Origin of the sequence: Cypionkella sp. (genome assembly GCF_036782355.1) — a bacterium.
GTDB lineage: Bacteria > Pseudomonadota > Alphaproteobacteria > Rhodobacterales > Rhodobacteraceae > Cypionkella.
In genome coordinates this window covers 25,477-50,955 of the sequence record NZ_DAIPZF010000018.1, presented here as the reverse complement: position 1 = coordinate 50,955, position 25,479 = coordinate 25,477, and the positions used below count along the sequence as shown (strand labels likewise).

General features: G+C 62.7%; 24 protein-coding genes and 1 tRNA gene. 13 read left to right on the top strand and 12 right to left on the bottom strand.

Features of this window, described 5'->3' with window-relative positions:
* Positions 1-289: 289 nt before the first annotated feature.
* The 4 genes from V7Q10_RS08840 to lgt form a co-directional block, all read right to left on the bottom strand.
* Entirely contained in the window at positions 290-439 is a 150-nt protein-coding gene (locus V7Q10_RS08840) for a hypothetical protein (RefSeq protein WP_333868716.1), read from the bottom strand.
* A gap of 256 nt (positions 440-695) precedes the next feature.
* Complete coding sequence (pgeF, locus tag V7Q10_RS08835) at positions 696-1,445, bottom strand: peptidoglycan editing factor PgeF (RefSeq protein ID WP_333868742.1); 750 nt, start codon at positions 1,443-1,445, stop codon at positions 696-698.
* Positions 1,445-2,500, bottom strand: a complete 1,056-nt coding sequence (locus V7Q10_RS08830; protein ID WP_333868715.1) for a class I SAM-dependent methyltransferase — start codon at positions 2,498-2,500, stop codon at positions 1,445-1,447. Before V7Q10_RS08830 ends, pgeF begins: the two co-directional genes overlap by 1 nt.
* A complete protein-coding gene (gene lgt, locus V7Q10_RS08825) occupies positions 2,497-3,372 on the bottom strand; it encodes a prolipoprotein diacylglyceryl transferase (RefSeq protein WP_333868714.1) in 876 nt (291 codons plus the stop codon). Before lgt ends, V7Q10_RS08830 begins: the two co-directional genes overlap by 4 nt.
* Positions 3,373-3,493: 121 nt before the next feature.
* Here lgt and V7Q10_RS08820 point away from each other — a divergent pair, with 121 nt between their 5' ends.
* On the top strand, positions 3,494-3,736 hold the full coding sequence (locus V7Q10_RS08820; RefSeq protein WP_333868713.1) for an accessory factor UbiK family protein: 243 nt from the start codon (positions 3,494-3,496) through the stop codon (positions 3,734-3,736).
* On the opposite strand, the gene V7Q10_RS08815 is transcribed toward V7Q10_RS08820, so the two are convergent.
* Positions 3,733-4,737: a glycosyltransferase family 2 protein gene (locus V7Q10_RS08815; protein ID WP_333868712.1), complete on the bottom strand. Its 1,005-nt coding sequence runs from the start codon at positions 4,735-4,737 to the stop codon at positions 3,733-3,735. The two genes, V7Q10_RS08820 and V7Q10_RS08815, sit on opposite strands and share 4 nt — an antisense overlap.
* A gap of 155 nt (positions 4,738-4,892) precedes the next feature.
* On the opposite strand from V7Q10_RS08815, the gene pth reads away from it, so the two are divergent.
* Positions 4,893-5,615 (top strand): aminoacyl-tRNA hydrolase, encoded by a 723-nt coding sequence (gene pth / locus V7Q10_RS08810; protein WP_333868711.1) that lies wholly within the window; start codon positions 4,893-4,895, stop codon positions 5,613-5,615.
* Between the two features lie 25 nt (positions 5,616-5,640).
* Complete coding sequence (gene mnmH, locus V7Q10_RS08805; protein ID WP_333868710.1) at positions 5,641-6,687, top strand: tRNA 2-selenouridine(34) synthase MnmH; 1,047 nt, start codon at positions 5,641-5,643, stop codon at positions 6,685-6,687.
* Between the two features lie 83 nt (positions 6,688-6,770).
* On the opposite strand, the gene selD is transcribed toward mnmH, so the two are convergent.
* Entirely contained in the window at positions 6,771-8,945 is a 2,175-nt protein-coding gene (selD, locus tag V7Q10_RS08800) for a selenide, water dikinase SelD (protein ID WP_333868709.1), read from the bottom strand.
* 109 nt (positions 8,946-9,054) lie between these two features.
* Here selD and rpoN point away from each other — a divergent pair, with 109 nt between their 5' ends.
* The 5 genes from rpoN to V7Q10_RS08775 all read left to right on the top strand — a co-directional run bounded on the left by rpoN (position 9,055) and on the right by V7Q10_RS08775 (position 14,224).
* A complete protein-coding gene (gene rpoN / locus V7Q10_RS08795; RefSeq protein WP_333868708.1) occupies positions 9,055-10,374 on the top strand; it encodes an RNA polymerase factor sigma-54 in 1,320 nt (439 codons plus the stop codon).
* A 52-nt stretch (positions 10,375-10,426) separates the two neighbouring features.
* Entirely contained in the window at positions 10,427-12,454 is a 2,028-nt protein-coding gene (locus tag V7Q10_RS08790; RefSeq protein WP_333868707.1) for a hydantoinase/oxoprolinase family protein, read from the top strand.
* Positions 12,455-12,585: 131 nt separating this feature from the next.
* Positions 12,586-12,662: transfer RNA gene (locus V7Q10_RS08785), tRNA-Met, on the top strand.
* Positions 12,663-12,671: 9 nt separating this feature from the next.
* On the top strand, positions 12,672-13,337 hold the full coding sequence (locus V7Q10_RS08780; protein ID WP_333868705.1) for a hypothetical protein: 666 nt from the start codon (positions 12,672-12,674) through the stop codon (positions 13,335-13,337).
* Positions 13,334-14,224 carry a polysaccharide deacetylase family protein gene (locus tag V7Q10_RS08775; RefSeq protein ID WP_333868704.1) on the top strand — a complete coding sequence of 297 codons (891 nt, stop codon included), beginning with the start codon at positions 13,334-13,336 and terminating at the stop codon, positions 14,222-14,224. Before V7Q10_RS08780 ends, V7Q10_RS08775 begins: the two co-directional genes overlap by 4 nt.
* A 21-nt stretch (positions 14,225-14,245) precedes the next feature.
* Here V7Q10_RS08775 and uraH read toward each other — a convergent pair whose 3' ends face one another.
* The gene (uraH, locus tag V7Q10_RS08770; protein WP_333868702.1) at positions 14,246-14,602 is read right to left on the bottom strand and encodes a hydroxyisourate hydrolase; all 357 of its coding nucleotides are present in this window, start codon (positions 14,600-14,602) and stop codon (positions 14,246-14,248) included.
* A 141-nt stretch (positions 14,603-14,743) separates the two neighbouring features.
* Here uraH and puuE point away from each other — a divergent pair, with 141 nt between their 5' ends.
* From puuE to V7Q10_RS08750, 4 genes are all read left to right on the top strand, one after another.
* Positions 14,744-16,159, top strand: a complete 1,416-nt coding sequence (gene puuE / locus V7Q10_RS08765; protein WP_333868701.1) for an allantoinase PuuE — start codon at positions 14,744-14,746, stop codon at positions 16,157-16,159.
* Positions 16,156-16,998 (top strand): bifunctional allantoicase/(S)-ureidoglycine aminohydrolase, encoded by an 843-nt coding sequence (locus tag V7Q10_RS08760; protein WP_333868700.1) that lies wholly within the window; start codon positions 16,156-16,158, stop codon positions 16,996-16,998. Before puuE ends, V7Q10_RS08760 begins: the two co-directional genes overlap by 4 nt.
* A gap of 72 nt (positions 16,999-17,070) precedes the next feature.
* Positions 17,071-17,556 carry an ureidoglycolate lyase gene (locus V7Q10_RS08755; protein ID WP_333868699.1) on the top strand — a complete coding sequence of 162 codons (486 nt, stop codon included), beginning with the start codon at positions 17,071-17,073 and terminating at the stop codon, positions 17,554-17,556.
* A 76-nt stretch (positions 17,557-17,632) separates the two neighbouring features.
* The gene (locus V7Q10_RS08750; protein ID WP_333868698.1) at positions 17,633-19,117 is read left to right on the top strand and encodes a nucleobase:cation symporter-2 family protein; all 1,485 of its coding nucleotides are present in this window, start codon (positions 17,633-17,635) and stop codon (positions 19,115-19,117) included.
* A gap of 29 nt (positions 19,118-19,146) precedes the next feature.
* On the opposite strand, the gene V7Q10_RS08745 is transcribed toward V7Q10_RS08750, so the two are convergent.
* From V7Q10_RS08745 to V7Q10_RS08735, 3 genes are read right to left on the bottom strand one after another with little or no spacing between them, the layout of a single operon-like run.
* The gene (locus V7Q10_RS08745; RefSeq protein ID WP_333868697.1) at positions 19,147-20,193 is read right to left on the bottom strand and encodes an alpha/beta hydrolase family protein; all 1,047 of its coding nucleotides are present in this window, start codon (positions 20,191-20,193) and stop codon (positions 19,147-19,149) included.
* Positions 20,177-20,617: a GNAT family N-acetyltransferase gene (locus V7Q10_RS08740; RefSeq protein WP_333868696.1), complete on the bottom strand. Its 441-nt coding sequence runs from the start codon at positions 20,615-20,617 to the stop codon at positions 20,177-20,179. Before V7Q10_RS08740 ends, V7Q10_RS08745 begins: the two co-directional genes overlap by 17 nt.
* 12 nt (positions 20,618-20,629) lie before the next feature.
* The gene (locus tag V7Q10_RS08735; protein ID WP_333868695.1) at positions 20,630-22,162 is read right to left on the bottom strand and encodes an AMP-binding protein; all 1,533 of its coding nucleotides are present in this window, start codon (positions 22,160-22,162) and stop codon (positions 20,630-20,632) included.
* A gap of 96 nt (positions 22,163-22,258) precedes the next feature.
* Between V7Q10_RS08735 and V7Q10_RS08730 the strand changes: the two genes are divergently transcribed.
* The gene (locus tag V7Q10_RS08730; RefSeq protein ID WP_333868694.1) at positions 22,259-23,128 is read left to right on the top strand and encodes an endonuclease/exonuclease/phosphatase family protein; all 870 of its coding nucleotides are present in this window, start codon (positions 22,259-22,261) and stop codon (positions 23,126-23,128) included.
* Here the strand turns inward: V7Q10_RS08730 and V7Q10_RS08725 are convergent.
* A complete protein-coding gene (locus tag V7Q10_RS08725; RefSeq protein WP_442885848.1) occupies positions 23,125-24,429 on the bottom strand; it encodes an aspartate aminotransferase family protein in 1,305 nt (434 codons plus the stop codon). The genes V7Q10_RS08730 and V7Q10_RS08725 overlap by 4 nt on opposite strands.
* Positions 24,426-25,436: a phosphotransferase gene (locus tag V7Q10_RS08720; RefSeq protein WP_333868693.1), complete on the bottom strand. Its 1,011-nt coding sequence runs from the start codon at positions 25,434-25,436 to the stop codon at positions 24,426-24,428. Before V7Q10_RS08720 ends, V7Q10_RS08725 begins: the two co-directional genes overlap by 4 nt.
* Between the last annotated feature and the right edge of the window lie 43 nt (positions 25,437-25,479).

The window sequence follows — 25,479 nt, the reverse complement described above, 5'->3', positions numbered from 1 at the left end:
CAAGCATTACCATGTTGCACCAAGCAGAGAGCCATCTTCGGCAGAAGCGGTCTTACCATATGGCTTGGCAGCTGTTTTCACAGAGGGACATCTGTGGCTTAAACATGGCGAAAAAACGCCGCTCTGTCAAAGTTTATTCATATTTGCCTTATTTGTGAGGACGGTCGCTGCTCTTAGGCGCGATTGTTTTCCCCTGTGCGACAGTGTCAGCGCTTTGTGGTCTAGGCTTTGGTGAAAATGAAAAAAGGCCGGACAAAGTCCGGCCATTTTTATGCGAATCAGAACATGTTTAGCGCGCGGCAAGCGCGGTGGATTTTGGCGCCGCAATCGCCTTCATCGCCTCGGGGCGGCGGCGCTGGCCGCGGGTCCAAGGCAGAGCAACCTGAGGTTCAGCGCTTGCAGCGATTGCGGATTTCATCCAGCGGCGTTCTTTTTTCATGGCCTATTCCTTTCGGACCCAAATGCTTCGTTAGGGCTAATATCGCTGGGCAATGCGGCAGCGATTGGACCGAAATCGCAAAAACTGCAAAAGATGGGATCGCGGATTTTGGCAAATTATGGCGGGTCTGCCCAAATTAAAGCTGGGCATTTCCCTCAATTATCGGCGGTCTTGGAAACAATCAGCGCCAGTGTTGCGCCAAGCGTTTAAATCCTGCGGCAAATCTGCGGCAAAGCCTGTCAGGTTTCTGCCCAGATTACAGCCGGATCACCGAGATCAACCGGCCATAGTCGGCCTCGCCTGCATGGGTGGTGCGGCGGTAGGAATAGAATCGCTCGGGATCGGAGTAAGTGCAATGGCGCGTCCAGTCCGCTTGTCCCACCCCCGCCGCACGCAACCGCCACAGGCCATAGCTTGGCAGATCAAACTGCATCTTGTTGCCGCTGCCTTGGGCGAAAAAGCGGCGGGTCTCGGGGTCGTCGTCGGTAAAGCTTTCAAAAAACTCTGGCCCGACCTCATAGGCGGCTTGGCTGATGCAGGGGCCGATCACCGCTGCAATGTTTTGCCGCTGCGCGCCCAAAGCCTGCATGGCGGCAAGCGTTGCCTCAAGCACCCCGTCCTTTGCGCCGCGCCATCCGGCATGGGCGGCGCCAATCACACCGGCGCGCGCATCGGCAAACAGCACCGGCTGGCAGTCTGCGGTCAGGATCGACAGCGCCACGCCTTTGGTCGCCGTGACCATTGCATCCGCCTGCGGCCTTATCGCCAGCGGTCCCGTCACGGTCAGCACATCGGCCGAATGCACCTGATGCACGCCGATCAGATGATCCAACGGCACCGCCATCGCCTCGGCCACCCGTTTGCGGTTGATGCTAACAATATCGGCCTGATCGCTTGACCCCGCGCCACAGTTCAGCCCCGCAAAAATGCCCGACGAGGCCCCACCCCTGCGGGTGAAAAAGCCGTGTTTTGGGGTCAGGGTGGGCGAGGTGATTAGGTCCAGCATCATGCAAATCCGGCAGGAGGAGGGGCGCCTTGTGGAAACAGCGCCAGCGCTTTGAACAGGTTCCCCATTTCTTCAGGCGCGGTCAAGCGGCGCGTGGCGGCTTGGTGCGCATCTGCCGCCGTGCCGGTCAGCCCGCGCGCCAATTGCGCCGCGCGCTGGTGCAGGCCAAGCGCCGTCAAAAGCGCGCCTTGGGTGGTATAGGCATGGGCGCAAACTGCCGCGCGGGCCAAGGCCTCAAAGTCGACATGTGCGGTCAAATCGGCCTCGCCCGGCGCGGCCATGGGGTCGCAAAACTGATGCGCCCGCAGCGCCTGAAACGTATCGCCCTGCGAGATCCAGCCGCCGTAATCAATCACCAAAGCCAGCCCGCCCTGCGCCGAAATCCGCGCCGAGATCGCGTCGATAATCGCAGGGGCTGCGGGGCAAATCTCGACCACCGTGCCGGGGGGCGTCTCTTGCAGCCGGTGCGCAAGCGCTGCCACCGCCACCGCGGCTCCGCGGCCAAAGGCCAAGACGCCCTCGCGCGCGCCGATCATGGTTTCAGCCCAGCCCGCACCCTCCCGGCTGAATTGGCGAATGGGCAGGGCATCAAAAAACTCATTGGCCAGCAGCAGCAGCGGTGCCTGCGGCAGATCTTCGGTGCGGTCATACCAAGTCACGCGATAGCCTGCCAAAGTCTTGCGCTGCACCGCGCGCAGGCTGGCCGAGGCTTCGACCAGACAGATATTGGCGGCGGCATGAAACCCCGGCACCTTGGCCGTGGCGCGCAAGACATCGGCCATCAAAGTGCCGCGCCCGGGGCCAAGTTCGGCCAGCGTAAAGGCCGAGGGCGCGCCTTGATCAAGCCAGCCTTGCGCCAAGCACAGGCCCAAAAGCTCGCCAAACATCTGGCTGATCTCGGGGGCGGTGATGAAATCGCCCTGCGCGCCAAAGGGGTCACGGGTGGCGTAATAGCCATGCAGCGGGTGCAACAGGCAATCGGCCATGTAATCGGCAAGGCTGATCGGGCCGCTGGCTTCGATTCTTTGCAGCAAAAGGCGCGCCAGTGGCGTCATCCGCGTTTGGCCCGCAGCACAAACCACAGCCCGACCACAAACATCGGCAGGGTCAAGATCTGCCCCATGGTCAGCCCATAGCCTGCCATCTGCCACGCAAGGCCCAAGGGGTTGCCATCAGAGACAAACTGCGCGTCAGGCTGGCGCACGAATTCGACCAAGAAGCGCGCGCAGGCATAGCCGATAAAGAACAGCCCCGCGATCCTGCCAGGAAAATGCAGCCAATTGCGCCGCCAGATCAGCCAAGACAGCACCAAAAGCAGCAGCAAGCCTTCAAGTGCGGCCTCGTAAAGCTGGCTTGGGTGGCGGGCGCAGACCGTCAGCACGCCGGCGCAGGTCTGCGCAGCCTCGCCCGGAAAAGCGACGCCCCAAGGCAGATCGGTCGGGCGGCCCCACAGCTCTGCGTTGATGAAATTGGCGATCCGGCCCAGCAACAGCCCAATCGGCGCGACAGCCGCCATCAGATCGGCCAAGGGCAGCATAGAGATGCGGTGGCGTTTACAAAACCAAACCCCTGCGACCACCACACCCAGAAAGCCGCCGTGAAAAGACATGCCGCCCTCCCAAACCCGCAGCACCTGCAAAGGGTTCGACAGGAAATGATCGGGTTGATAAAACAGCCCATAGCCCAGCCGCCCGCCCAGGATCACCCCCAAGATCACCCAAGTCAGCAGGTTTTCAACCGTCTCGGCCGCCATCGGTGGCGCTTTTGCCCAAAGCCGCGGCGTGCGGATCATCTTGACGATCAGCTGCCAGCCCAGCAGCAACCCCGCGATATAGGCCAAGGCATACCAGCGCAGCGCAAAGGTAACGGGCCCCAGATGCAGGGTGAAAATCTCGGGCGAAATATTGGGGAAGGCGATATAAGACATCTGCGCGCTCGCATTTGGGATCGCCTGTCTTGTCATGCCTTGGCGCGGGCTTGTCAACAAAGCCCTCCTTGCGCGCAAAGCCCGCGCGCCCCATATTAGGCAAAAGCGAAAGGAGGCCCAAATGACGGCCGGAAACAAACTTTTTGACGATATGTCCAAGCTGATGACCAATGCGATGGGCGTGGCACAGGGTGCAAAAACCGAAGCAGAGACCGCGATGAAGGGCTTTGTCGACCGCTGGCTTGCGGATCGCGATTTTGTGACCCGCGAAGAATTCGACGCAGTGCGGCTGATGGCGCAAAAGGCGCGCGAAGAAAACGCAGCGCTCGCGGCTCGCATTGCGGCATTGGAAGCCAAGGCCTAAGCCAGTTTTGCTGCCTGCTCGATAAAGTCTTGGTAGCGCGGGTCGTCTTCGGCCCGCCCACCTGCCTTTTCGACAATGGCGCGAATGTGGTCGGCGCAGCACAGCGCATGCAGCCGTGCAACATCGGGCAGCGCCATGGCACGGGCATATTCGGCCTGAAACGCATCGGCATAACGAAAGGCCGAGGTATCGACCTCGGTTCCCGCCTCGGCGGCGTCAAAATATTTTTCGGTATAGCGATCATTCAAAGCCACTGGCGATAGCGTGCCAGCCTTGAGGCTAAAACTTTCAGCCGAGCGCAGGGTGTAATGGTTGATCTGCGCCACCTTATGGGTAACATGGCTGGGCGGCAGGACGGTCATATGGCTTTTCAGCGGGCTCCAGCGGGTCAGGCGGCGGCCTTCGCTATTGACCCAAGCCATGCCAGAATCGCCCCAAGCCTTGCCGAAATTGGCCAGATCAATCTGACAGGGCGTGTGTTCGGTCAGCTTGCCAAAGCGGCGCGGCATGCGGAAAATAGATTTCACAAAGCGCGAGACATAGGCGTTGCGCGGGCAGGCATAGACGAATTGCCGATGCACCGGACGATCTTCAAAGCTTTTGACTCCCGAGGTGCCAAACACCCGCCAATTGATCGACATGCCGACATAGGCGGGGTCTTTGCCGCTGTCGATCAGATCGGGCAACAGGCCTTTGCCGCGATGAATTACTAGAAATTCATCAACATCGCAGATCAGCAGCCATTCCGCACGGCGCACCACGCGCAACTCCATCGCGGCGGCAAGTTTGGCGCGGGTGATGCGCGCGCCCGCGGGCAGATCATGGCGCAGATGATGCACCCAGCCCGCGGCCTCGAGCGCATCCAGCAGTTCTGGCGAGCGATCGGTGCAATTGTTGGTGACAACGGCCACATTGGCAAAGCCCAGCATCCGGTACCAGGTCACCCATTCCACCAAAAAAGCCCCTTCGTTACGCATCGAGGCCAAAACTGTCGTCCGCACCAAGTCACCCTTTCACATTCACGCCCTGTTATCCGCAATCAAGGAATCTGTGTAAAGTCGAATGGGTTAACAGAACAAAACTACAGCCCTTGGTTGAGCGGCTTGCCATTCGTGCGGCCAAGCGGCATTTTGCGGGCGAACAGGCAGGGATGCGCATGAAACTTTTTGTAGGCCTTGGCAATCCCGGGGCGAAATACGCGGGCAACCGGCATAACATCGGCTTTATGGCCTTGGACCGGATTGCCGAAGATCACGGCTTTGGGCCTTGGCGGCGCGGCTATCAGGGCATGGTCAGCGAAGGCAGGCTGGGGTCGGAAAAGCTGGTTCTGCTGAAACCCGAGACCTTTATGAACCTGTCAGGCCAATCGGTGCGCGCGGCGGTTGATTTCTTTAAAGTCGAGCTGGCCGATATCGTGGTGTTTCACGACGAGTTGGATCTTGCCCCCGGTAAATGTCGGGTCAAACAGGGCGGTGGCCATGCGGGGCACAATGGCTTGCGCTCGATCCATGCGCATCTGGGCGAGGCTTATGGCCGCGTGCGGCTTGGCATTGGTCATCCGGGGCATAAGGATGCGGTGGCCAATTATGTGCTGAATGATTTCGCCAAGGCCGATCAGATCTGGCTGGAGGATCTGTTGCGCGGCATCTCGGATGGCGCGCAGGCCTTGGCCGCAGGCGATGGCGCCAAGTTCATGACAGCGGTGGCGCTGCGCACCAATCCGCCCCGAGCCTCGACCGGCACGGAAAAGCCTGCAAGCGCTGCGCCCAAGCTGGCGAAAGAGCCGAAATCAAAGCCCACCGCCGCAGCAACCCCCGCCCCCGAAGCAGCCGCAGACCCGCAAACCGCCTTGGCCAAGTTGAAAGACTTCTTCCGCTAAGCCGCCGCAGCAGATAGAAGACCGCATGGCCATTACCCTTACCTCGCTTTCCGACCTTGCCGCGCATGGCTTTGATGACATCATCGACGCCCGCGCGCCTGCGGAATATGCCGAAGATCATCTGCCCAATGCGATCAGCCTGCCGGTGTTGAACGACGCCCAGCGCGCCGAGGTCGGCACGATCTACAAACAGGTCAATCCCTTTACCGCGCGCAAACTGGGCGCGGCGCTGGTGGCGCAGAATGTGGCGACACATCTGCAAACCGTGCTGGCCGACAAGCCGGGTGGCTGGCGGCCCTTGGTCTATTGCTGGCGTGGTGGGCAACGTTCGGGGTCTTTTGCGCTGATCCTGTCGCAGGTCGGCTGGCGGGTGGAAACCATCGCGGGCGGCTATAAGGCGTGGCGCGCGCTGGTGGTCAAGGCGCTTTACGACACGCCTTTTCCCTGCCCTGTGGTGGTGCTGGATGGCAATACCGGATCGGCCAAGACCGAAATTCTGAACCTGCTGCCCGCACGCGGCGTGCAGGTGCTGGATCTAGAGGGCCTGGCCAATCATCGCGGCTCGCTTTTTGGGGCGATGGGGCCGCAGCCCAGCCAAAAGGCCTTTGATTGCGCGCTGGCGATGGCGATTTCTCGGCTGGATCCGGCGCGGCCGGTGGTGATCGAGGCCGAAAGCTCGAAGGTGGGCAATGTCAGCCTGCCGCCCGAGATTTGGAAGGCGATGCGCGCGGCCCCAAGGCTTGCGATTGTCACGCCGCTGCGGGCGCGGGCGCAGTATCTGGTGCGCGCCTATGCCGATATGGTGGCGGATGGGCCGCGTCTGGCGGCGGTGATAGATCGGCTGCGGCCTGTGCATTCCGCCGAGCAGATCGCGCTTTGGCAGGCACAGGCGCTGGCGGGCGATTTTGCCACTCTGGCCGAAGGGCTGATGCAGCAGCATTACGACCCGCGCTATAATCGGCATCGCGAACGGATGGATGCAAGTTATGAGGATGTCACGGCCGAGGGTTTGGCGCCAGACGACCTGACGCGGCTGGCCGATCAGATTGCCGCGCGCGTGCTGCAAGGGTGATCTAAAGGTGCGGCTGCGCCGCAAGTTTGGTCCTCACCGTCCGGCTGCGCCGGATCGGTTCAGGCTGGCGCGCGGGGCGGGCGTCAGGTCAGGGTGATCCGCGCGGTGCCGGTTGTAAGCGCACCGATGATCGCGGCCTGATATCCAAGCGCGTGCAGCTGCGGCAGCAGCGCGTCGGCTGCCGCGCGGGGCAGGGCGGCCAACAGACCGCCTGCGGTTTGCGGATCATAAAGCAGCGCTTTTAGCGGGCTATCTGCGCCTGACACCCGGCCAATCGTTGCCGCGCGATTGGCAGGCGCGAGGCTGGAGGCCACGCCCAAAGCTGCCAGCTCTTGCGCGCCTTTGAGCAGCGGAATGCGGTCGGCATGAACCTCGGCTGCAAGGTTTGAGGCGTCAAGGATTTCCAGCAGATGCCCCGCCAGCCCAAAGCCGGTGACATCTGTCATCGCATGGGCAAAGGGCGCCAGCAAAGCGCTGGCTGGGCCATTGGAGAGGCACATCTGCGCCAGCGTTTGCGCCACGGCCTCGCCCAAAAGCATCTGCGGCAGGCGCTGCATCGCCATTTCTGCCGCCATCACCGTGCCCGCGCCAATTGGTTTGGTGAGCAAAAGCACATCGCCCGCCTGCGCGCCGCCTTTGGCAATGGCGCGCGCGGCAAGGCCTGTGACGGAAAAGCCGATGGTCAACTCGGCCCCGATCGAGCTGTGGCCACCGACGATATCTGCACCGGCCGCGGTAAAGACCTCGGCTGCGGCGGCCATGATCTCGGCCAGCATCTCGCCACCCTTGGCAGAAGAGAGCGGCGGCAAGGTGATCTGCGCCAGCGCCACCTGCGGCTTGGCCCCCATTGCCCAGACATCGCCCAAAGCATGCAGCGCCGCGATCCGTGCCATCAGCCGCGCGTCTTGGGTAAAGGCGCGCAGATGGTCGGTGGTCAGCACTTGCACCCCGTTGGAGGTGGCCAAAATCGCCGCGTCATCACCGCGCCCGGACAGCACCTCGGGGCGCTGAGGCGCGGGCACCGCCGCCAAGGCTGCCGCCAAATCTGCCGCCCCCAGCTTGGCACCGCAGCCGCCACAAAGCGGCTTGGGGCCCATCGCCTCGTCCAGGCCCAAGGCCGCCTCGCTGGGCAGATCGCGCGGCATCGGCGGGTAGTCGGCAAATTTCTGCATAAAGGTGCGGTCGATGCGGTCTTTCCACTGCCAAAGCCAACCGCCATCCAGCGGCAGGCCCCATTTGTCGGCCACAGCCCCGCGCCCGCCTGTCGAGATCAGCTTGAGGTAATCGCGCTGCGGCGCGTAGCGGCGCATCCGCCCGCCCGAGAGGGCTGCGCGCAGATTGGCCAGCAAAACCGGCGCCTCGCGCACGGCATAGACCCCCGCCTTGGGCCGTGGTGCAAAGCCCAGATGCGCGCAATCGCCTGCGGCAAAAATCGCAGGATCCGAGCTTTGCAGCGTCGGCCCCACAGTGACAAAGCCGTGGTGGGTGTCGACCCCGATTTGCGCCAGCCAGTCTTGCGCCCGCCCCCCCGCCACCGCCAAGGTGAAATCCGAGGCCAAGCGCCGCCCGTCTTTCAGCAGCACCGCATCGGCCTCGATCGCCACAGGTTCGGCCCCGGTGATCAGCGCCACCCCGGCCTGCGCCAAATGCTGCAACAAGGCCTTGCGCGCGCCGCGCCCGATCAGCGGCAGCGCACTGGCCCCGCGCTGCACCAGCGTGACCTTGCCGCGCCCGCCCAAGCGATAGGCCGAGGCCAGCGCCAGCTCGACCCCGCCGACGCCCGCGCCAATCACCACGACTTGCGGGCTTGGCAGATCGCGGGCGACAAAGCTGGCCCAGCGTTCGGCATAATCACCCAAGGGCTTGGCCGCGATGCCATGCGCGTCATAGCCCGCGACCTGCGGCAGATCAGATCCGATGCCGATATCAAGGCTTGCGACATCATAAGACAGCGACGGGCGGTTTTGCAAAATCACCTGCCGCGTGTTGCGGTCCAGCCCGATCACCCGATCCAGGATCACCCGCGCGCCGGCAAAGCGCGCCAGCCGCACAAGGTCGATCATAATCTCGTCGCGGCTGTAATGGCCTGCAATATGTCCGGGCAGCATGCCGGTATAGGGCGCCACGGGTCCGGGGTTGATCACCGTCACCCGCACGCCTGCCAAGGGCTGCATCGCCCACATCCGCAGCACCAAAGCATGGGCATGGCCGCCCCCGATCAGCACCAGATCTTTGACTATGGGATAATCGTTGCGCATCTTGCCCTCATTCTGACTGCAATCTTAACGGGGGCGGGCTGTAAAGACCATGGCATTCCCCTGCGTCTTTCAGTTGCAGCAGGGGCCGGCAGCGCCTAGGTTTCGCGCCATGAACACCCGCCAACAGCTTCGTTTAACCCAGACCCAGCGGCTTGCCCTGAACACCAGTCTGCAAAGTTCGATTGCGGTGCTGCGGATGGATGCCTCTGGCCTGACCCGCTATCTTGAGGAACAGGCCGCCGAGAACCCCTATCTGCGGCTTGGCCCCGCGCCAGAGCCGCAGGATTGGTTGCCGCGCTGGTCTGGGGTGTTTTCGGGCCAAGGTTTGGGGGCTGCGGCCGAGCTTGCCACTGCGGCACCCAGCCTGATTGCGCATGTGCTGGCGCAGATCGAGGCGCTGGATCTGCCGCCTGCGCAACGCCCCATCGCGCTTGCGCTGGTCGAGGCACTCGAGCCTTCGGGCTGGCTTGGCAGCCGGCCTGCTGCCATCGCGCAAGACCTGCGCCGCCCGCTGGCCGAGATCGAAGCCGTGCTGGCACGGTTGCAGCAGCTGGAACCTGCTGGCCTTTTCGCCCGCAGCCTGTCGGAATGCCTGCTTTTGCAAGCCAAGGATGCTGGCGTCTTCAGCGAGGCGATGGAGCGCGTGCTGCAAAACCTAGAGCTGCTGGCCAGTGGCGATCTTGCGCGGCTGGCTCGCCATGCCAAATTGAGCGAGCCGCAGATCCGCAGTTGCCTTGCCGCGATCCGCAGCATGAACCCCAAGCCTGGAGCCGATTTTGCCGCCGATGGCCCAAGCCAGCGCCGCCCGCCTGATCTGCTGGTCGCGCGCGTGGCCACGGGCTGGTCGGTGACACTGAACGGAGCCTCATTGCCCAGCTTGCAGGTTGATGCCAGCGCTTCGGGCAGCGCCGCCGCCCTCAGCGCCGCGCGCGCCGTCGCCCATATGGTGCAGGCCCGCAATACCACGCTTTTGCTGGCCGGCCGCGAGATCGTACAACGCCAGCAAGAAGCGCTGCGGCTTGGCCCAACCGCGCTTGCGCCGATGAGCATGGCCGATCTGGCCGAGGCTTTGATGCTGCACGACAGCACCATCAGCCGCGTCGTGGCGGGCGCAAGTCTGGACACGCCGCATGGCACTTGGTGGCTGCGCAGCCTGTTCAGTCAGGCGCTGGGCGGCTCAGAGTCGGGGGGAGCTGTGGTTTCAGGTGCGGCCCTGCGCGCGCGCCTGTCGTTGCTGATCGGCGCCGAGCTGCGTCATGCGCCCCTGTCGGATGCCGCTTTGGTTTTGGCGCTTGCGCAAAGCACCGGCGTCACGCTGGCCCGCCGCACCATCACCAAATATCGCGAAACGCTGGGCATTCCCGCAGCATACCGCCGCAAACGTCAATTGCTGCCGCCTTTAGGCGAAAAAGGTCGCTCTAAGGGCTGACGCCAACGCTGCCGCGCGCTATCTGCCAGCTGCAACAAAACGAGAGCGCAGCATGGCCTATTTTCTTGGCGTCGATACCGGCGGCACCTATACCGATGCGGTGATCGTGGATGAGGCTGCCGATCGCGTCATCGGCTCGGCCAAATCGCTGACCACGCGCGGGGATCTGGCGCTGGGCATTGGCCGTGCGGTCGATGCCGCGCTGGCAGAATCGGGGGTTAGCGCTGCCGAGGTGGCGCTGGTCTCGCTCTCGACCACGCTGGCCACCAATGCGCTGGTCGAAGGCCAAGGCGGCCGCGTCGCGCTGATCTTTGTGGGTTTTGACGCCGATGATCTCGACCGCGGCGGTCTGACCGAGGCGCTGAAAGGCGATCCGGTGGTGCGCATCGCTGGCGGCCACAGCCATGCCGGCACCGAGGCCGCCCCGCTTGATCTGGCCGCCCTCGAGATCCAGCTGCGCGCGCTTGGTCCCGAGGTGATGGGCTTTGCCGTCGCCGCCCGCTTTGCCACCCGCAACCCCGCGCATGAAATCACCATCCGCGATCTGATTCGCCGGGTCACCGCGCGGCCTGTGACCTGCTCGCATGAACTTTCCGCCCAGCTCAATGGCCCCAAACGCGCGCTGACGGCGGTGCTGAACGCGCGGCTGATCGGGATGATCGACCGTCTGGTTGCCGCTTGTGAAAGCCATCTGGCGGCCAGTGGCATTCAGGCGCCGCTGATGGTGGTGCGCGGCGATGGCGCGCTAATCTCTGCCGCCATGGTGCGTGAACGCCCGATCGAGACCATCCTGTCAGGCCCCGCCGCCAGCATCGTTGGCGCACGCTGGCTAACCGGGGCAAGCGACGCGCTGGTTTCTGACATCGGCGGCACCACCACCGATGTTGCCCTGCTGCGCGATGGCCTGCCCGAGATCGACCCGCAAGGCGCGCGCGTTGGCGGCTTTCGCACCATGGTCGAGGCGGTGGCGATGCGCACCACTGGCCTTGGCGGCGACAGCGAGGTGCATCTGAAAACCGAAGGCCTCACCGGCGGGCTGCGGCTGGGTCCGCGCCGCCTGATCCCCGTGGCGCTTTTGGCCCAACAACACCCAAGCCTTGTGCATGCAGCACTCGACCGCGCCCTTGCCACCGAAACCGCAGGCGAATTCGACGGCCGCTTTGTGGTGCCGATGGCAGGACAAACCGGCGGTCTCACCCCGCGCGAGGCCACGGTTCTGGCGCGAATCACCGCCCCGATGCCGATGGCGCAGGCCCTGACCACAAGGCTTGAGGTCGCAGCCCTAGAGCGGCTTGTCGCCCGTGGCCTTGTGATGATCGCAGGGGTGACCCCCTCTGATGCCAGCCATGTTGCAGGCGGGCTGACGGCTTGGGACACCACGGCCGCGCAAAAGGCGCTGCGGCTTCTGGGCCGCCGCCGCAATGGCGCGGGCGAACGGTTCTCGACCGATCCCGCCGCCTTTGCCCAAGCCATCATTGATCAACTGACCCAGCAAACCGTCGATTGCCTGCTCGAAGCCGCCTTCGATGAAGACACGGCCTTCGCAGACCAATCCCCCGAAACCCTTGCCCGCCATCCGTTGACCGCAGCCGCCTTTGGCCAACATCGCGGCATCCTGCACCTCGAGGCCCGGCTTGGCGTGCCAGTGATCGGCCTTGGCGCCTCGGCGCCCAGCTATTACGGCGCGGTGGGGGCGCGGCTGAACTGCCAGATGATCTTGCCCGAGCATGCAGGCGTGGCCAATGCCATCGGCGCAGTGGTCGGCCAAATCAGCCAACGCGCTTCGGTCATCGTCACCAGCCCCTCCGAGGGCCGCTTCACCGTGCATTTCGCCGAAGGCCTGCAACAGTTCTCCAGCCGCGCCGCAGCCCTCGCCGCCGCCGAAACCGCGATGACGCTCGAAGCCAGCACGCGCGCGCGTGCCGCAGGCGCCGAAGACCTGCGCCTGACCACCGCCGCCCAAATCCGCGAGGCCGAGGTCGAAGGCAGTCCGATGTTCATCGAAGCCACCGTCACCGCCACCGCATCCGGCCGCCCCCGTGTGGCCCATCCGCGCGAGGCTGCCGCTTCATCTGTCTAAAAATATCCTCGGGGGGTGGCTTTGCTTGCAAAGCCAGAGGGGGGCAGACAGCCCCCCTTGCGCGGCCAATCACGATTTGCGCACTTTCCCTCTTGACGCTCCCCGCCGCCTAAACTACCCACCGCGCCAGTGGCGAGGTAGCTCAGTTGGTTAGAGCATACGACTCATAATCGTAGGGTCGAGAGTTCAAGTCTCTCTCTCGCCACCAACATTCCAAATGTTGAACGCAAAAGCCGCAGCGGGTTATCCGCTGCGGGCTTTGGCGCATCCTGACATAGGGCTGGGTCGTGCGTTTTCTGCCTCTGTTTTGCGCAACGCCTGCAAAAGCTGCCCCCAAATTCCCCGCCGTCGCAAAACCACCACCCGCGACAGCGCCGCAGGCTTCCGCTTGTCGCGCGCAGGCAGAGACTGGTGTCAGCGCCGGATCACGGCCAAACAGCCCGAGGATAAGATGGATCAGCCTGACATCGCAGCCCGCATCGCCGCAGCCAAAACTGTGGTGGAGACCTATCTGACCTTATCGATGATCCCCGATCCCGTCGCTGCATCAGCCTATCTTGCCCCCGATTTTGAGCTGATCTTCACCGGCGGTCGCCGCATGGCAGGCCCCACCGAATCTGCGGCCTTCAATGCCAAGCGCTATCTTTGGGTGAAAAAGCGGTTTTTGCGCACCGATGCAGCCTATGATCCCGACAGCGGCACAGTGCATGTCTATAACACCGGCTATCTCTATGGCCTTTGGCCCGATGGCGTGGCGTTTGAAACCAACCGCTATCTTGATAAATTCGAGCTGCGCGACGGCAAGATCCTGCGCTGTGATGTCTGGAACGACAGCGCCGAAGTTCTGCTGCACAAGGCCGGTTTGGCAGAGGCTGCGTTATGAGCGGTCTTGCCGATCATGGCCGCTACGCCTATCGCCCGATCTCCAATCGTCCCGATTACTCTTGGCCAAATGGCCAACGCCTTGCCGTCTATATTGGCCTGAACCTCGAGCATTTTGCCTTTGGCGAGGGGCTTGGTGCCGAACTGGCCCCGGGCGGCCCTGCGCCCGATGTGTTGAACTATGCGTGGCGCGATTATGGCAACCGCGTCGGCGCTTGGCGGCTGCGCGATTTGTTTGACGCCTTGGATCTGCCGGTCAGCCTGCTCGCCAACAGCGCGCTTTATGCCTATGCGCCCGAGCTGATGGCGGCCTTTCGCGCCCGTGGCGACGAGGTTGTCGGCCATGGCCGCAGCAATTCTGAGCGCCAAAGCACGCTGACAGTCGAGGCCGAGACCCGCTTGATTGCCGAGGCCACACAGATTTTGACCCAAGCCGAAGGCAAGCCGCCGCAAGGCTGGCTTTCGCCTTGGATCGCCGAAAGCGCCCAAACCCCTGATCTTTTGGTCGAGGCAGGCTATGGTTATACGCTGAATTGGTGCATGGACGATCAGCCAATCTGGATGCACACCCGCGCAGGCAGGCTTTTGGCGATTCCCTATCCGCAAGAGATCAACGACATCCCCGCCATCGTGGCGCGTAAAGATGGGGCAGCGCAATTTGCCGATATGATTATCGACAATTTTGACGAGATGCTGGCACAATCGCAAAGCCAACCCCTTGTAATGGGTATTGCGCTGCACCCCTATCTGGTTGGGCAACCCTACCGCTTGCGCCACCTACGCCGCGCCCTCTGCCATATTGCCGCGCAGCGTGATGCGATTTGGCTCACCCAAGCCGGTGCAATCCACGCCTATTGCCGCGACCAGATCCCCGATCTGATTGCCTGAAGACCGCGCCTGCCGGCCTGCCTAGCTGCCGCGATAAGTCGAATAGGCAAAGGGGCTTATCAGCAAAGGCACATGGTAATGCGCCTCTGCATCGGGGATGCCAAAACGAATGGGAATCTCATCCAAAAACAGCACATCGCCCGTCGCTTGCCCGCTGGCGCGAAGATAGTCGCCTGCGCTGAATACCAACTCATAAACCCCAACCGTCAGCGCCTCGCCCGCCAGCATCGGCGCATCGGTGCGTCCATCGGCATTGGTGGTGGTTTGCCCCAGCAGATGATGCAGGCCATCGGCAACCCGAAACAGGCTGATCTTCACCCCCGATGCAGGCTTGCCCCGCGCGGTATCCAGCACATGCGTTGTCACTCGTCCTGCCATTTTCGCCTCCATTTTCAGCAACCCTAGCCAAATCTGCTGCGCTCTGCGACCCATGCCAAGCCGGAAAGGTCTTTCTTGCAATTATTGATAAACGTTTCAGTGTTTTCAGCGTAGTCTGACGCGAATACACAGGAGCCCCACATGCAGCGCTACCCCCGCGATTTCCGTGGCCACGGCCAAAACCCGCCCGATGCCGCTTGGCCCAATGGCGCAAAAATCGCGATCTCGCTGGTGCTGAATTACGAAGAAGGCGGCGAAAACAACATCCTGCACGGCGACGGGCAGTCCGAGGCCTTTCTGTCTGACATCGCGGGCGCTGCCCCTTGGCCCAATCAGCGCCATTGGAATATGGAATCGCTTTACGATTACGGCGCGCGCGCGGGCTTTTGGCGGCTGCACCGCCTGTTTACCGGGCTGAACATTCCGGTGACGATCTACGGGGTCGCCACCGCCTTGGCGCGCAACCCCGAACAGGTTGCCGCGATGAAATCCGCAGGCTGGGAAATCGCCTCGCATGGGCTGAAATGGGTAGATCACCGCGATATGCCGCAGGCCGAAGAACGCGCCCAAATCGCCGAGGCGATCCGGCTGCATACCGAAGTGGTGGGCACCCCGCCGCGCGGCTGGTATACCGGGCGCTGCTCGCTCAATACCGTTGATTTGACGGCAGAAACCGGCCAGTTCGACTGGATCTCTGACACCTATGACGACGATCTGCCCTATTGGCGCGAGGTTGGCGCGCGCGATCAGCTGGTGATCCCCTATACGCTTGAAGCCAACGACATGCGCTTTGCCACCGCGCCGGGTTATACCGATGGCGAGCAGTTCTACACCTATCTCAAAGACAGCTTTGACACGCTTTATGCCGAAGGTGCGGCGGGCCAAGCCAAGATGTTCTCGGTCGGGCTGCATTGCCGCCTGATCGGCCGCCCCGGCAAAATCGCAGGGCTCAAGCGGTTTCTGGACTATGCCCGCAGCCACGAAGCTGTGTGGTTCCCACGCCGGATCGAGATTGCTGAACATTGGGCGAAAACCCATCCACACCAAAGGTTTGCGCGCCCCTCGCAGATGGACCGCGCGGGCTTTGTTGCCAGCTTTGGCAGCATCTTTGAACATTCCCCCTGGATCGCCGAGCGCGCCTTTGACCTTGAACTTGGCCCCGCACATGACAGCGCGCTTGGCCTGCACAATGCGCTGGCCCGCATGTTCCGCAGCGCCAGCCCAGCCGAGCGTTTGGCGGTGCTGACAGCGCACCCTGATCTTGCAGGCAAACTCGCCGCCGCCAAGCGGCTGACCGCCGAATCGACAGCCGAGCAATCCTCCGCCGCCCTCGATGCCCTAACCGATGCCGAGCGTGACCGCTTCCAAAGCCTGAACGCCGCCTATACCGCCAAACACGGCTTTCCTTTCATCATCGCGGTGCGTGACCACGACAAGGCCTCGATCCTTGCCGCCTTTGAAACCCGCATCGGCCATGACACCGTAACCGAATTCGCCACCGCCTGCGCGCAGGTCGAACGTATCGCCGAACTCCGTCTGAAAGCCCTGCTGCCATGACCCAATATTACGCCCCCACCGGTGGCCTGCCGCCGCAAACCGCGCTGATGACCGGACGCGCGGTGTTTACCGAAGCCTATGCGGTGATCCCAAAGGGCTGCTTTTCCGACATCGTGGTCAGCTATCTGCCGCATTGGCGCGAAACCCGGCTCTGGCTGATCGCCCGCCCGATGTCCGGCTTTGCCGAAACCTTCAGCCAATATGTGATGGAGGTCGCCCCCGGCGGCGGCTCCGACGCGCCCTGCGCCGAGGCAGGGGCCGAACATATCCTCTTTGTCACCGAAGGCCTCATAACCCTGACCATCGACGGCATCGGCTACGAACTGGATGCAGGCGGCTACGCCTTCATCCCGCCGCAGGCCAAATGGACCCTGCTTGCCGAAGGCCCAAGCCCCGCCCGCTTTCACTGGATCCGCAAGCTTTACGAACCCGTCGCAGGCGTGGCGCCACCACCGGCCTTTGTCACCAATGAAAAAGACATGCCGCTGAACACCATGCCCAATACCAACGGCGCCTGGGGCACCACCCGCTTTGTCGACCCCACCGACATCCGCTACGACTGCCATGTCAATATCGTCACCTTCCAACCCGGCGGCGTGATCCCCTTTGAAGAAACCCATGTCATGGAACACGGGCTTTATGTGCTCGAAGGCAAGGCCGTCTACAAACTCAACCAAGATTGGGTCGAGGTCGAGGCCGGCGATTTCATGTGGCTGCGCGCTTACTGCCCACAAGCATGCTACGCCGCAGGCCCCGGCCCCTTCCGCTATCTGCTCTACAAAGACGTCAACCGCCACGCCAGCCTGCGCGGGCCCGGCGGCTTTCGCCCCGCGCTCTAATTCATCTGTCTGAAAATATCCCACGGGGGTTCGGGGGTGTGAAACCCCCGAGGCGTCCAACAAAGGCAAGCCATGCAGATTTTAACCGAAGCCCTCACCGCCGCAGCCTTCGCCCCCTACGGCGATGTGCTTGACGCCACAGGCGATTTTCGCCTGATCAACGCAGGCCTTTGCCAGCGTCACCACGACCGCGCCCGGCTTGATTTTGGCGCCGAACTGGATGCGGCCAACCGCGCCGGCATTTCGATCTTTCAGGCCCAGCCGCGCGCGCTGCCCTACGCCTTTGATCTGATCGAGCGTCACCCCGAAGGCTCGCAAGCCTTCCTGCCGATGTCGCAGCACCCGTTTCTGGTCATCGTCGCCGACAGCCCGCAGGCCAAACCGCGCGCCTTTCTGAGCAATGGCGCGCAAGGCATCAACCTGCACCGCGGCACTTGGCACGGCGTGCTGACACCGCTGCAGGCCCCTGGCCTTTTCGCCGTGGTCGACCGCATCGGTGCTTCCGCCAATCTTGAAGAATTCCGCTACCCGCAAAGCTGGAGCGTGATCGAGGCCTGACCGTCTCGCAACCCGCTCTCGCGCGTAAGGGGCCGCGCAGAGGGCATTATAAAAGCCCCAAAGGGATTGGAAAAACATGAGCGACAAGACGCATCCGGTGGATGAAATTCTCCCCACCCCAAAACTTTTTACCCTCGGGCTGCAACATGTGCTGGTGATGTATGCCGGCGCCATCGCAGTGCCGCTGATCGTTGGCCGCGCGCTGAAACTTGATCCTGCCGATGTGGCCTTTCTGATCTCGGCCGATCTTTTTGTCTGCGGGCTGGTGTCTTTGATCCAAAGCTTTGGTGCGACGCAATGGTTTGGCATCAAACTGCCAGTGATGATGGGGGTGACCTTTGCCTCTGTCGGGCCAATGCTGGCGATTGCCGGCGCCAATCCCGGCCCTGACGGCGCAAGGATGATCTTTGGCGCCATCATGGGCGCAGGCGTCATCGGCATGCTGATCGCCCCCTTGGTCAGCCGGATGCTGCGCTTCTTTCCGCCCGTGGTGACCGGCACGATCATTCTGGTGATCGGCGTCACCTTGATGCGCATTGGCATCAACTGGATCTTTGGCAACCCCGTCGGCCCAACCTCGCCGCAAGTTGTTGATCCGGCCCATGCCGATTGGCTGAAAGCCGTGGCCGATCTTGCCGCCGCAGGCGGCACCGCCATTCCAGAGCTGCCAAAGGGTCTTGCCCTTGCGCCCAAGCTTGCGAACCCCGCCTATGCGCCGCTTTCTGGCATCGCGGTTTCGGCCATCGTGCTGGTGGCCATCGTCGCGATTTCGCGCGTGGCCAAAGGCTTTGTCGCCAATATCGCCGTGCTTTTGGGCATTGTGTTTGGCTGCGTGCTGGCGGCCCTGATGGGGATGATGCACTTTGGCAAAGTCGCCGATGCAGGCTGGTTCGGGATGATCACGCCTTTCCACTTTGGCATGCCTATCTTTGACCCGATCCTGATTGCCACCATGGTTTTGGTGATGATCGTGGTGATGATCGAATCTACCGGCATGTTCCTTGCGCTGGGCGATATGACGGGGCGCAAAGTCACCCAGCCGATGCTCTCGGCGGGTCTGCGCACCGATGGTCTGGGCACGCTGATTGGCGGCATCTTCAACACCTTCCCCTATACCTCCTTCAGCCAAAACGTCGGGCTGGTGGGCGTCACGGGCATCAAATCGCGCTTTGTCTGCGTGGCGGGCGGTTTGATCCTGATCGTGATGGGTCTGGTGCCCAAGGTCGGCGCTTTGGCCGAGGCGATCCCGACAGCCGTCTTGGGCGGCGCGGGTCTGGTGATGTTTGGCATGGTGGCTGCAACCGGCATCCGCATTCTGTCGCGGGTCGATTTCACCTCTAACCGCAACAACCTGTTTATCGTCGCAATCGCGCTTGGTTTTGGCATGATCCCGCTGATCGCGCCAAACTTCAAACAATGGATGCCGCATTCGATCCATCCGCTGATCGACTCGGGCATTTTGTTGACGACGATTTCGGCGGTTGTGCTGAACATGGTCTTTAACGGTGCCAATGCCGATGAAGACGATCTGCGCGCAGCCGCGTCGCAGGCCGATCACTAAGCCAAAGGGCCCCTGCGGGGGCCCTTTTCTTATGCCTTTTGTTCCAGCCGCAAGCCCTTGGCGGCATCGGGTGGAAAGCCTTTGAAATCTTTGAAATACTGCGCCATCTCGGGGATCTGTTTCAGATGCAGGCCCAAGAAGGCGGTGGCGAAATGCTGGGCAATGCCATTCATCCGCACCGTATCCCAGACCGCATCGGCGTAATGGTCTGCGGGCAGGAAATCGAGGGCTGCACTGGGCGTGAACGCCTCTTGCGGCGCGGGGAAGGGGGCGGCGGCATTATGGCCCGCGCCTTCAAAGGTCAGCAGCATCGCCCCGGGGGCCTCGTCATAGATCAGTCGCATGCCGCTGGCATAGCCCGAGACCTCATCGGCGCTGCCGGCCATGATCAGCGCGGGCACGCGCAGACCGCCAAGCCCCGCCGCGTCCCAGATGCCGCGATGCCGACCCCAAGGGCCAATCGGCACAATGGCGCGCAGGCGGGGGTCAACATCGGGGGGCATGTGCTGCGCCAAAGCCGCGCCATATTCGGCCACAGCGGCCTCCGAGACCGCCGCCCCGCCCGAGACCAGCGCGCCATAGCCGCCCATGGAATAGCCAATAATCGCATAGGCTTGCGCGTCAAGATGGTCGGCTGCATGGCGGGTGTCCAAGGGTCTGTGGATCAGCGTCTGCAGAAAATCGCCCTTATCGGCATAGGTGCTTAGGCTGTGGTCAAGGCTGGCAACACGGTAGCCGCGGCTGGCCAAGGTTTCTCCCAAATGCGCCATCAAGAGCCGGTTGCCCGGATAGCCATGCGACAAGATCACCAGCGGAAAATCGCCCGCAAGCGCCACAGCATCGCGGATTGCGCGCCCCTTTAGCCGAATGGGCGTCACGCCATCCCTTAACAGCGTGTCATAAATCCTCGGCGTTTTGGTTAACGCGCTGTCACATTCCGCTGGATACCACAGCTCGATCACCAACCCGCGATAGGCCAGCGTCTCGGTTCGCACGCCGACGGCATGGGTGCCATAGCCTGCCAGTTCTGGCGCATCAGCGGCGACGGCGTCGATGCGGTTAAAGTTTGATGTCATAGGTCGCCCATTTGGTTTTATCGGCGACGCGGTCATAAAGCCCCCGCGCGCGGTAGTTGTCTTCGGCCGTGATCCAGCGGATCACCGTCCAGCCTCGCGCATGGCCCAGATCTTTTAGGGCTGCAATCAGCGCCTCGGCCGCACCGCTGCCGCGCGCATCCGGCCCCACAAACAGATCGTCCAAAAACCCGCCGGTGCTGGCCGAAAGCGGGCGCGCAAAGGCGCGGAAATGCGCAAGCCCTACCAGAACGCCGTCCAGATCGGCGACCAAAGCTTCGCTGCTGTGGCCCGCGTCCAGCAGCCAGCCCCAAACCGTATCGCGCATTGCCGGGGTTTGCTCGACCTTATAAAACGCCGCATAGCCTGCATAAAGCAGATCCCAAGCGGCGCGATCCTCTGCCCTGACGGCCCGAACCGTGATCATTGTTGTCGTCCTTTATTTTGCGGCCAAACCGTCTTTCAAAAGCCGCCGCAGGATTTTCCCCGAGGCAGATTTCGGAATAGCATCAATCACTTCGATATGTTTTGGCTGCTTGTAGGGCGACAGTTCAGCCGCCAAATGCGCCGCCACTCCGCCCAGATCAACCCCTGCGGCCAGCACCACAAAGGCCATTGGCACTTCGCCTGCCTCATCATCTGCCACGCCGATCACGGCGGCATCCAACACGCCGGGATAGGTTTGCAGCACGGCCTCAACCTCGGCAGGGGCGACTTGAAAGCCCTTGACCTTGATCAGTTCTTTCAGCCGGTCGCGGATAAACAGCTGGCCGCTGGCGTCAAAGCAGGCAATATCGCCGGTGTGCAGCCAGCCTTCGGCATCAATCGTGCGCGCGGTGGCTTCGGGGTTGTTCAGATAGCCCATCATCACCTGCGGGCCCTTGATGCACAGCTCGCCCTCGGCATCGACGCCAAGCGCTTGGCCGCCCGCATCGACGATTTTGCAAAACGTATTGGGCACGGTAAAGCCAACCGCCCCGGCCACCGCCCGCTCTTCATTCGAGAAATGCGAGATCGGGCTAAGTTCGGTCATCCCGTAGCCCTGCATCGTCATCGCCCCAGTGCGCGCGCCGCAGGCATTGCTTAATTCGGCCCCCAAGGGCGCTGCGGCCGAGACAAAGACCTTAAGGCTTGAGATATCATAGCTGTCGACCAGCGGGTGTTTGGCCAAAGCATTGGCCACAGGCGGCACCGCCATCACCATGCGGACGCGGTGGTCCTGCACAAAGCCCAAAAACGCTGGCAGATCAAAACGCGGCATGCAGATCAGCCGCGCGCCCGCGATCAGATGCGTGTTCAGCATCACATTCATGCCGTAAATATGAAAGAACGGCAGGAAGGCCACCAAGGTCTCGTCCGGCAAAATCTTAATCACGGCAAGGCCTTGGTCGACATTCACCACCAGATTGCGGTGGCTTAGCATCACGCCCTTGGGCAGGCCCGTGGTGCCCGAGGAATAGGGCAGCACAAACACATGCGCGTCCAGATCGACCGGCACTTGCGCGGGCAGGGCGGGGCCGTGCCAGGCCTGCATCGCTTCGATGATCACCAGCTCGCGGCAGTTTGTGCCTGCCATGCCGTCGCGTGCGGTGGCCTCAAAGGCGGCGATGGTGAACAAAACCTCGGCACCGGAATCGGTCAGCTGATGGCGCACTTCGGCGGCGGTATAGGTGGGGTTCAGGGTGGTCAGCGTGCCCCCCGCCCAGCCCACGGCGTGAAAGATCACCGCAAATTCGGGGCTGTTGGGCGACATCAGCGCCACCCGATGCCCAGCGCCAAAACCGCGCGCACTCAGCCCGCCTGCAAGCGCCTTGACGCCTGCGATTACCTCTGCGCCAGTCCAGGCCTTGCCCGTTGGTCCGTCGATCAAAACCACCCGCGCGGGCGCTTTTTCCAAAGCGGCAAACAGGGCTTGGGTGATGGTGACATCGCGGATGGCAACATCCGGCAAAGGGCTGGTGAAAATGGTCATTTGGTCTCCTCCTGCGGGCAGACTAGCAGGGCGGTTTTGCTTTGTGTTAAAAATGTCAGGCTTGATTTCGCCGCTGCCGCAAGGGAATGTCGCGCGATGAGACTGCTAAGTTACAACATCCAATACGGCTTTGGCAGCGACGGGATCTATGATCTGTCGCGCGCTGTGCGGCTGTTTGACGGTGCCGATATCATTGCCCTGCAAGAGGTGGAACGGCATTGGTCGCGCAGCGGCTTTGATGATCAACCCGCGCTGATCGAGGCGATGGCCCCCAGCTTTTACACAGCCTATGGTCCGGCCTTTGATATGGATGCCTCGACCTTGCAAGAGGGGCGGGTGGTCAATCGGCGGCGGCAGTTTGGCACCATGATCCTGTCGCGCTGGCCGATCCTGTGGACGCGGCTGCATCTGTTGCCAATGCGGCGGATGCTGTCGCCGCTGAACACGCAAAACCCCGCGCTCGAGGCGATGATCGACACGCCGCTTGGGCCGCTGCGGGTGTTTTCGATCCATCTGGCGCATGTTGGCGTGCAGGAGCGGCTGATGCAGATTGAGCATTTGCTGGCCTTGCACCACAACGCCACGGCCACCGGCGGCCCGTGGAGCGGTATCGACGACGAGCCAAGCCGCAACTGGACCGAAGGCCAGCCCGAGCCTGCCTGCCCGCAAGCGGCGATCTGGCTGGGCGATTTTAACTGCGAGCCGGGCAGTGCCGAGCTTGCCCGCATCACAGGATCCACCCCCTATCACCCCGGCGCGCGCTATGCGGGCGGGTTTGTCGATGCCACCGCGCATTTGGGCCAAAGCCTGCACAGCCACCGCAAAGACATCGCTGGGCAAGACCGCCTGCGCCAATTGGATCATTGCTTTGTAACGGCCGACCTTGCGCCAGCACTGCGCGCTGTCTGGACGGAGCCTGCGCAGATCGCATCTGATCATTTTCCGCTTTGGGTCGATCTGGGTTAAAGTTTGCGCAACACGCCTTCAAACGCGGTCAGGAAGGTATCGACATTCTCCATCGAGAACACCAGAGGCGGGCGGATTTTCAGCACATGCGCCTGCGGTCCGGTGGCCGAGATCAGCACCCGCGCCTCGCGCAGGCCGTTGACGATCCGCCCCGTCAGGGCGGCATCGGGCGCGCCGTCACGGATGATGTCTTGGCCCAAGAACAGCCCCACCGCGCGCAATTGCCCCAAGCAATCAAAGCGGCTGGCAAGCCCGCGCAGGCCTTCGGCAAAGGCCGCCCCCACCACGCGGGCGTTGTCTTGCAGATGTTCGTTTTGCACCACCTCTAGCACCGCCATCGCCGTGGCCGCAGCCACCGCATTGCCGCCAAAGGTGTTGAAATACCGCGCCTTTGAGCCAAAGGCCGCAAGCACCTCTGGCCTGATCACCAGTCCGGCCACCGGATAGCCATTGCCCATCGGCTTGCCCAGACTGACCATATCGGGGATCAGGCCGTGGCGCTGAAACCCCCACATCGCCTCGCCTGTGCGACCAAAGCCGGGCTGCACCTCATCGGCAATAAACAGCCCACCTGCCGCGCGAATGGCCTCGGCTGCGGGGCGCAAGAACCCTGCGGGGTCAACGAAGACCCCATCCGAGGAAAACACCGTATCCACGATCAGCGCCGCAGGTTTGATGCCGTGGCGCAGCAGATCGTCAATCGCCGCTTGCACGCCTGCGGCAAAATCGGCGCCCACATCGCCCGTGCCTTTGGGCGCAGGCACCAGCCGCACGTGTTCGCCTAATGGAACGCCAGTGCCAAGGCTTGGCGACATGCCGGCGATGGTATGGGTGACGCCGTGATAGGCGTTGTCGGTGACGATAAACCCTGTGCCGCCGGTATGGGCGCAGGCGATGCGGTAGGCCAGATCATTGGCCTCGGATCCGGTGCAGGTCATCATCAGATGGCTAAGATCGCTGGGGAAATGCGCCAGCAAAGCCTCGGCGTAATCCAGCACGGTGTCGTGCAAATAGCGGGTGTGGCTGGCAAAAACCGCCGCCTGCCGCGCGGTTGCGGCCACCACATGCGGGTGGCAATGCCCCACTGAGGCCACGTTGTTATAGGTATCCAGATAGGCCTTGCCGTCTTTGTCATAAAGCCAAACGCCTTCGCCGCGCACCAGATGCACCGGCGTTTCGTAAAACAGCCGATAGGCCGGACCCAAGGCGCGCACGCGCCGCGCCACCAGCGCTTGATCCTCGGCCGAAAGATTGCCGCGCCCTGCCACATAGGCGTTCACCATTTGGCCGGTATTGGTCATAGCTGCTCCAGTTCTTTTAAAACGCTGCTGCGATCTAGCCCCGCCAAGGCGATCAGCCCGGCGCGGGCGGCGGCGAAATTGCGCAGGATATAGGCTGCATTTTCAGGATAGCGCGCCGCACGCGCCGAGGTGATGGCGATGGTGGTCAGCATCCGCGTCGCCGCCAGATCGGGCAGCAAGGCGCGCTCGGTCGCGGTCAGCGGCAGCACGGCGTGATAGGCGCGGGCAAAGGTGGTGAGGCTGTGCAATGGCGCGCGCGGGTCCAGCTGATAGGCCGCCGCAATCGCCACATCGCAGATCAGCGGCGTGCGCACCATATCGCCAAAATCCAGCACTCCGGCGATGCGGTCGGGCGCATCGGGGGCGCAAAGCACGTTATGCGGGTTCAGATCGTTATGCACCACCTGCCAGCGCAAATCGGGCAGGGCGGGGGCGATATCGGAGTGGTAGCGCGCAAGCGTGGCGGCCGCCAAATCGCGCAGCGCAGGGTCGGCAATCGCGGGCAACAGGGGCTGCAAGGCGGCGGCCTGTTTCAGATCCCATTGCAGCACATAATCCGCTGCCGGATGCGAAAACCCCTGCAAGCCCAGCGCCAGCCGTGCCGCCATCCGCGCCAGATCGGCAGCCTGCGCATCCGAGCGCGGGGTCAGGTGCTGCGGTGTGCCCTCCAGATAGGTCAGTACCCGCAAAATCCCTTGCGGGGTGGGCACTTGGGTCTGGCCGTCAAGGCTGCGGATCAGCCGCGGCACCGGCAGGCCTGCGGCTTGCAGATGCAGCAGGGCGCGGGTTTGAAAATCGGTCACCTCGGCAGGTTCGGCGGGGTTGGCAAGCTTGATCACATAGCCCTGTTCGGGCGTGGCCAGATGCAGGTTCAAATCCCGCTCGGAGGTCAGGGCGCGCAGCGGGCCGCGCAGGCCGTAGTGCTGCGCCACCAGTGCTGCCAGATCGGCTTGCGCCATCTGCGGCGGTGCCGAGCCAAGCAAAGATCCAAGCGTCGCGTCGGTCATATCTGCCCCAAACTCTGTGCAGCCACAGGGCCTTGCGCGCAGG

Excerpts from the sequence above, each read along its gene's own strand:
- V7Q10_RS08840 (WP_333868716.1), bottom strand. The coding sequence starts at position 439 with ATGAAAAAAGAACGCCGCTGGATGAAATCCGCAATCGCTGCAAGCGCT.
- pgeF (WP_333868742.1), bottom strand. The coding sequence starts at position 1,445 with ATGCTGGACCTAATCACCTCGCCCACCCTGACCCCAAAACACGGCTTT.
- V7Q10_RS08830 (WP_333868715.1), bottom strand. The coding sequence starts at position 2,500 with ATGACGCCACTGGCGCGCCTTTTGCTGCAAAGAATCGAAGCCAGCGGC.
- lgt (WP_333868714.1), bottom strand. The coding sequence starts at position 3,372 with ATGTCTTATATCGCCTTCCCCAATATTTCGCCCGAGATTTTCACCCTG.
- V7Q10_RS08820 (WP_333868713.1), top strand. The coding sequence starts at position 3,494 with ATGACGGCCGGAAACAAACTTTTTGACGATATGTCCAAGCTGATGACC.
- pth (WP_333868711.1), top strand. The coding sequence starts at position 4,893 with ATGAAACTTTTTGTAGGCCTTGGCAATCCCGGGGCGAAATACGCGGGC.
- mnmH (WP_333868710.1), top strand. The coding sequence starts at position 5,641 with ATGGCCATTACCCTTACCTCGCTTTCCGACCTTGCCGCGCATGGCTTT.
- selD (WP_333868709.1), bottom strand. The coding sequence starts at position 8,945 with ATGCGCAACGATTATCCCATAGTCAAAGATCTGGTGCTGATCGGGGGC.
- rpoN (WP_333868708.1), top strand. The coding sequence starts at position 9,055 with ATGAACACCCGCCAACAGCTTCGTTTAACCCAGACCCAGCGGCTTGCC.
- V7Q10_RS08790 (WP_333868707.1), top strand. The coding sequence starts at position 10,427 with ATGGCCTATTTTCTTGGCGTCGATACCGGCGGCACCTATACCGATGCG.
- V7Q10_RS08780 (WP_333868705.1), top strand. The coding sequence starts at position 12,672 with ATGTTGAACGCAAAAGCCGCAGCGGGTTATCCGCTGCGGGCTTTGGCG.
- V7Q10_RS08775 (WP_333868704.1), top strand. The coding sequence starts at position 13,334 with ATGAGCGGTCTTGCCGATCATGGCCGCTACGCCTATCGCCCGATCTCC.
- uraH (WP_333868702.1), bottom strand. The coding sequence starts at position 14,602 with ATGGCAGGACGAGTGACAACGCATGTGCTGGATACCGCGCGGGGCAAG.
- puuE (WP_333868701.1), top strand. The coding sequence starts at position 14,744 with ATGCAGCGCTACCCCCGCGATTTCCGTGGCCACGGCCAAAACCCGCCC.
- V7Q10_RS08760 (WP_333868700.1), top strand. The coding sequence starts at position 16,156 with ATGACCCAATATTACGCCCCCACCGGTGGCCTGCCGCCGCAAACCGCG.
- V7Q10_RS08755 (WP_333868699.1), top strand. The coding sequence starts at position 17,071 with ATGCAGATTTTAACCGAAGCCCTCACCGCCGCAGCCTTCGCCCCCTAC.
- V7Q10_RS08750 (WP_333868698.1), top strand. The coding sequence starts at position 17,633 with ATGAGCGACAAGACGCATCCGGTGGATGAAATTCTCCCCACCCCAAAA.
- V7Q10_RS08745 (WP_333868697.1), bottom strand. The coding sequence starts at position 20,193 with ATGACATCAAACTTTAACCGCATCGACGCCGTCGCCGCTGATGCGCCA.
- V7Q10_RS08740 (WP_333868696.1), bottom strand. The coding sequence starts at position 20,617 with ATGATCACGGTTCGGGCCGTCAGGGCAGAGGATCGCGCCGCTTGGGAT.
- V7Q10_RS08735 (WP_333868695.1), bottom strand. The coding sequence starts at position 22,162 with ATGACCATTTTCACCAGCCCTTTGCCGGATGTTGCCATCCGCGATGTC.
- V7Q10_RS08730 (WP_333868694.1), top strand. The coding sequence starts at position 22,259 with ATGAGACTGCTAAGTTACAACATCCAATACGGCTTTGGCAGCGACGGG.
- V7Q10_RS08725 (WP_442885848.1), bottom strand. The coding sequence starts at position 24,429 with ATGACCAATACCGGCCAAATGGTGAACGCCTATGTGGCAGGGCGCGGC.
- V7Q10_RS08720 (WP_333868693.1), bottom strand. The coding sequence starts at position 25,436 with ATGACCGACGCGACGCTTGGATCTTTGCTTGGCTCGGCACCGCCGCAG.